Source organism: Paenisporosarcina sp. TG20 (assembly GCF_000286315.1).
Classification (GTDB): Bacteria; Bacillota; Bacilli; order Bacillales_A; family Planococcaceae; genus Paenisporosarcina.
Genome location: NZ_ALJG01000149.1, coordinates 1 through 5,500, shown reverse-complemented (window position 1 = coordinate 5,500; position 5,500 = coordinate 1). Strand labels below are relative to the sequence as shown.

The following is a 5,500-nucleotide window of genomic DNA, read 5'->3' as shown; positions in this document are numbered from 1 at the left end:
GAGGACTTTTTCAGTGCCCTCCAAAGTACGCCCGGTCCTTTTAAGAAGGTTACCATTTGAAACCCGTTTATTTCTGCTACAATGGACGCTTTTCGCGGGCACAGCTTCAGTCTCCGGGCCAACACCCTGTTGGCCTGAGGAGGCTCGCTCGCCCTCCTGGAGCGTATATTAGCGGTATCACACTAGAATTTACTCATTAAAATACCGGGAATACTGGGTTCATGGCTAACTAAATTTGTATACTTACTTATGTTTTAAAAAATCCCCCAAATAATTATTTGGCGGGATCAAATTTTATTCATTGTTTCAACAAAATTCAAGATGAACAGAGTCGGCTATTTTTTGGTAACCAATTTCTTGATAAATCTTATTAGAAGTTGGGTTCATCATATCTGTGTAAAGTACACAAAAGTCATATGTTTTCAATAATTCTGCGCTTCCTGCAGCGACCATGGTTCGAGCATACCCTTTTTTACGTTCTTCTATTGGTGTAAAAACAAAAGATACGGTTACACCGTGTTCAGTAGGCCGTGCTTTCTTCATCATCGAAACAACTTTCCCGTTATCTTCCCATAAGAACACTTCTTGGTCTTGTAAAAATTGCTTTACTTTTTCTTGAACCATTTGACTAGAGGCTATCGGAAGACCGACGTCATTATTAAATGCATGATACCACTTCTCGATAAGATGAGCATCTTCATTTCTCGCATAACGCCAAGTTCCTGAGCTATTCCCATGCAATCGGATCACTTTATCCAAACGATATAAACCTTGGTCCATTAACAATTTTGTATCACACTTATTTTGCACTTCCCATTTGGCCGCAAATGCATAAACTACAGATTTCAATCCAACGACTGAAGGAATATGTATATCTCTTTTTATCATTTCTGATACCACAAAAGTAAGTATGGAATCTATATTTGCACCGTCAATGATTATTATGTTTAAAGCATGAGGTGGTGTCATTTGAAGAAGTCCAACTGTTCGACCTTTATCTTCAACTGTCACCATCATTGGGTTTTCATACCGCCCTGCTTTAATGCCTTGTAGTACACCATAATATAGACTATAGTTATCTTCATTTTTCGATAGAAATGGTTTTGCTCGCTCTTCATATTCTGTTGCTTGTTTATACATATTAAATTTCATCCAAGTCTTACTCCTTTATATACTTTTAATAATTGATATTACACAAAATTCATTGCAATGTCACTAACCTCTTTACATAATAATCCTTATCTTCAGAATGAACTGATCATGCGTTTTCTATTTATATTTTTGAAAAACGATCTTTTATGCTATTTATTTCGTTAACTAGATGTAAGGTAAGTTGTACACCCTCTCAAGCTTCTATATGGTATAAATAGAGTAACTGTTTAGAGGGGGGTAAAAATGGATAAATCCACTGATTCACAACTTTATGTTCGAATAAGGGATAAAGATAAAGTAGCGTTAGAAGTGATATATGATCGTTATGAACGTCTCGTGTATTCCTTTGCATACCGAATGACACAGAATGCGCAAATGGCTGAAGATACAGTACAAGAAGTATTTATTGAGTTGTGGAGAGAACACTCACCGTATACGGAAGATAAGGGAAAGTTTTCTTCCTGGCTTTTAACAATGACTCGAAATACTTCACTTGATGCACTAAGAAAAAAAGGGAAGCAACAAGAAGTAGGTTTACTCGAAAAAGATACCGAGCAGATGAGAGCACCTATAGATCAATTGCCTGAGCAAATGCTTGAGTGGAAAGAGAAAGGAAGTATCTTGCGGAAAAGCCTCGAACGTTTAAAAGTAGAACAACGTACCATTGTTGAACTTTTTTACTTCCATGGATTATCACAGGAATCTATTTCAACGAAACTTGATATACCTCTTGGTACAGTAAAGAGTCGAATTCGTTTAGCGCTCCAGCATTTGCGAAAACATCTAGAGAAAGAAAGGGGGATATCACCAAATGAACCGTCAGATGTGTGATCAACTCGTTGACTACTTCAATGGACAATTAAGTGAAATTGACAATAGTTCTTTCGAAAAGCATGTAGCGACTTGTGAAGAATGTCAAATAGAACTCGCTGAGTGGAAAGCGTTAACAGACGATCTACCTTTAGTTTCTGGATCCATGACCCCCCCTGAAGGTATGAAAGAACGGGTACTCAATGCAGTTTTTGAACAGGAACAAATAACTCCAATAACGCCTGTTGCTCTAAAAGATTCAATTACTTCTATTAAGAAGAAAAAAGTTTTCCCATGGCTACCTGCCTTAGCTGCTGTGCTGATGCTTTCAGTCGGTGCCAATATATTCTTAGCATCCATAGTCAAAAATCAGCAACAAGATATCGTTGCTCAAAGTGAAGTTGTCGACCAATTACTTGCCTACGTGAATTTGAGTCCCGTAGTTGGGGAAGCTTCCGGAACAGCATCAATTGTAAAACATGGAGATGAAACTCGTGTAGTGGTTCAAGCAAATTCTTTACCTAAACTTTCAAATGATGAAGTATACCAAGTATGGTTAATTGATGAAAATGGACCTATTCGAGCCGGTACATTTAAATCCGATTCACAAGAAGGGGCTGTAGTCTTCACTCTACCTGAAGGAATTGATCAAGATTGGACCCAAGTAGCAGTTTCACACGAACCAAATGAAGAAAGTAAAACACCATTAGGCAATGTATTAATGGCTTCGAATTTTTAATTAAACACTAAATCGAGTAGGGTAACAATCCTACTCGATTTTTTTATTTATGAAAGAACTCACAGAACTGGCCACTGGCACCCCTTCCCTCGATGTTATTATCAAATTTAAATAGCTTAAGCCCATTTCTTTTAAAAAAAGTGATCCAAAGTGAATTTGTCTTCGTTAGCTAGTCGAAATCAAATAAAACAAAACACAGAGGAGAGAAATTAAAAATGAAAAAACGTACATTATTAGCAGTTCCATTATCAATGAGTTTATTAATTCCGACGGCAGCATTAGCTGACCAGCATGAGGGTAAATCACAAACAAACGCTGATACTAGTGTCTCTACTCCAGCATCAGAACTACGTTCAGCATTAGGTCACTTATTCACTGAACATGCTTTCTTAGCAGTTGAAACTATGAAAAAAGGTGCCGAGGGTGCTGAAGACTTTGAAGCATTAGCTGCGGAACTTAATAACAACACAGCTGATCTAACAGCAGCCATAACTTCAGTTTATGGTGAAGAAGGTGGAGCTCAGTTCAATGAAATGTGGAGTTCTCACATTGGATACTTCGTTGATTATGTAAAAGCAACTGGCGCCGATGACCAAGCTGGTAAAGACAAAGCTTTAGAAGAGTTAGATGGTTATGTTACAGAACAAGCTGCATTCTTAGAAGCAGCAACTGAGGGCCGCATCAAAGCAGCTGACGTAGAACCTGGCCTTAAAACTCACATTGAACAATTAATTTGGGCATTCGATAGCTATGTAGCTGGTGACTATGAGACTGCTTACATGAACGAGCGTGAAGCAATTAAGCATATGTCAATGGTAGCAGCCGGATTAGCAACTGCAATCAGCGATCAATTCCCTGATAAATTCGAGAATTCTATGGCGGTAACACCTGCAGCAGACCTACGAGCTGCACTTGACCAAGTATTCACTGAGCATGCTGGTTTAGCAGTAATGGCTATGCAAAATGGTGTTGATGGAGATCCAGACTTTGATGCATCTGCAGCAGCTTTGTTAGCTAATGCTGACGATCTATCAGCAGCTATCGCATCATTTTACGGTGAAGAAGGTGGAGCAGCCTTTGAAGAAATCTGGAAATCTCATATTGGGTACTTTGTTGACTATGTGACAGCTACTGCAAATGATGACCAAGCTGGTAAAGACGAAGCAATGGCTGAACTAGATCAGTACGTAGTTGATCAAGCAGCATTTCTAGCAGCAGCAACTGAAGACCGTTTACCGGCTGACGCTCTTGAAGCAGGACTAACAGAACATGTTACACAATTATTAGGAGCATTTGATCAATATGTAGCTGGAGATTATGAAGCTTCTTACGCTTCACTTCGTCAGTCTTACGCTCATATGTTAATGCCTTCTGAAGGGATTTCTCAAACAATTGTTGACCAATTCCCTGATAATTTCAGCACAAGTTCTATGCCTGAAGGTATGCCTAAAACAGGTATGGGTGGCACAGCAGACCAAGATGGTATGCCTTATGAGTGGTTCCTGCTTGGTGGTTTATTGGCAGCAGCTATAGGTGGCGCGTACTCATTACGCAGACGCTCGAACGAAGCGTAATCAAATGAAGAAATTACTTGGTGGTATTCTCGGTATCGTGTTTCTCCTCTCAGCTTGCCAAGAGGAAAAATCGATTCAAGAGTTAGAACCCATTGTAGATAAGCAAGAGGCTTCCAGCGAGGAAGTCTCTTCTTCTACAAAAGAAACAAAATTATCCTTAAGTAACGGCCAACTAACGGCCTCTAAACTAATAAAAGATGAAAGACAAGGGATTAAACCTTCACGTCTTCAAATTCCAGCAATTGCTGTGGATGCTCCAATCGATTCTTATGGACTACTTGAGAACGGTGAAATGGATGTACCGAATGATATTGTTTCAACTGGATGGTATAAAAATGGCTATATGCCAGGTGAACCAGGAAATTCAGTCATTGCAGGACATGTCGATGGTAAAAATGGACCTGCTGTATTCTATGACATTGGAAAATTGAAACAGGGAGATGAAGTAATCGTTACAGGTGAGAATGGGGCTGAACTCACTTTTGTCGTTGAGCGATTAGAGATTTATCCTTTTGACGATTCTCCCATACGTGAAATTTTTGGATTTAGTAACGGTAGTCACTTGAATCTCATAACATGTACCGGAGAATACAATAAAGGTGGTTCCTATTACGAAGACCGCCTTGTTGTCTACACAACATTAAAGAGTCTTTAATAAAAGCAGGTGGCTGATCATTATACACGCTCCAGCGCTTTGCGGGTGCCTCCCACGAGAAGCCAGGCAGATATTCACTGCCTGGCTTCTTACTCCGGCTACCACTTGAAGGGCGAATACGTTTATTCTGCCTAAGCGTATGGATGACATTAAATATAGTACAGTTTATACAATACACTAGCGATCCTCTCCTCGTAATTGAGGAAAGGATCGCACTTATGTCTTGGAGGCTCCGTCTTTCACTAAATCATTTGCCTGTTAAAGTATCAACACTAATATATACTCTAGCTATTTTATTTTAGGCACTTGAGTCAATTTCATAATAAAAAATCTAAAATAAAATCCGATCAAAGTTAATTTTCGCTCCATGCGGACGCTTTCCGTGGGGCACGTCTTCAATCTTCGTGGGCCAACAGGATGTTGGCCCACGAAGACGTTGACTCGCGTAGTGGCGTTCTTAGCCTTCGTTCCTTAGTGCTCCTGTGGTTACTCGTCGCAAAGATACTGGCTTTTGGCCAGCATCTTTCCTGCGGGGCTTTCAGCTCGTACTGTTCCCAGTCAAGTAGGTGG

General features: G+C 39.8%; 5 protein-coding genes. 4 read left to right on the top strand and 1 reads right to left on the bottom strand.

The window, feature by feature from the left end; all coding sequences use genetic code 11:
* Window positions 1–306 precede the first annotated feature (306 nt).
* Complete coding sequence (locus B371_RS0101915; protein WP_019412629.1) at window positions 307–1,152, bottom strand: GNAT family N-acetyltransferase; 846 nt, start codon at window positions 1,150–1,152, stop codon at window positions 307–309.
* A gap of 243 nt (window positions 1,153–1,395) precedes the next feature.
* On the opposite strand from B371_RS0101915, the gene B371_RS0101910 reads away from it, so the two are divergent.
* The 4 genes from B371_RS0101910 to B371_RS0101895 all read left to right on the top strand — a co-directional run bounded on the left by B371_RS0101910 (window position 1,396) and on the right by B371_RS0101895 (window position 4,930).
* Window positions 1,396–1,983, top strand: a complete 588-nt coding sequence (locus B371_RS0101910; RefSeq protein ID WP_019412628.1) for an RNA polymerase sigma factor — start codon at window positions 1,396–1,398, stop codon at window positions 1,981–1,983.
* Window positions 1,964–2,701, top strand: a complete 738-nt coding sequence (locus B371_RS0101905) for an anti-sigma factor (protein WP_019412627.1) — start codon at window positions 1,964–1,966, stop codon at window positions 2,699–2,701. The genes B371_RS0101910 and B371_RS0101905 overlap by 20 nt, the downstream gene beginning before the upstream one ends.
* Before the next feature lie 215 nt (window positions 2,702–2,916).
* The gene (locus B371_RS0101900; RefSeq protein WP_019412626.1) at window positions 2,917–4,275 is read left to right on the top strand and encodes a hypothetical protein; all 1,359 of its coding nucleotides are present in this window, start codon (window positions 2,917–2,919) and stop codon (window positions 4,273–4,275) included.
* Window positions 4,235–4,930, top strand: coding sequence for a class F sortase (locus B371_RS0101895; RefSeq protein ID WP_237721491.1), 696 nt, complete (start codon window positions 4,235–4,237; stop codon window positions 4,928–4,930). Before B371_RS0101900 ends, B371_RS0101895 begins: the two co-directional genes overlap by 41 nt.
* The last annotated feature ends 570 nt before the right edge of the window (window positions 4,931–5,500 follow it).

Bases quoted from the DNA above. Each gene is read 5' to 3' on its own strand.
- B371_RS0101915 (WP_019412629.1), bottom strand. From the start codon at position 1,152: ATGAAATTTAATATGTATAAACAAGCAACAGAATATGAAGAGCGAGCA.
- B371_RS0101910 (WP_019412628.1), top strand. From the start codon at position 1,396: ATGGATAAATCCACTGATTCACAACTTTATGTTCGAATAAGGGATAAA.
- B371_RS0101905 (WP_019412627.1), top strand. From the start codon at position 1,964: ATGAACCGTCAGATGTGTGATCAACTCGTTGACTACTTCAATGGACAA.
- B371_RS0101900 (WP_019412626.1), top strand. From the start codon at position 2,917: ATGAAAAAACGTACATTATTAGCAGTTCCATTATCAATGAGTTTATTA.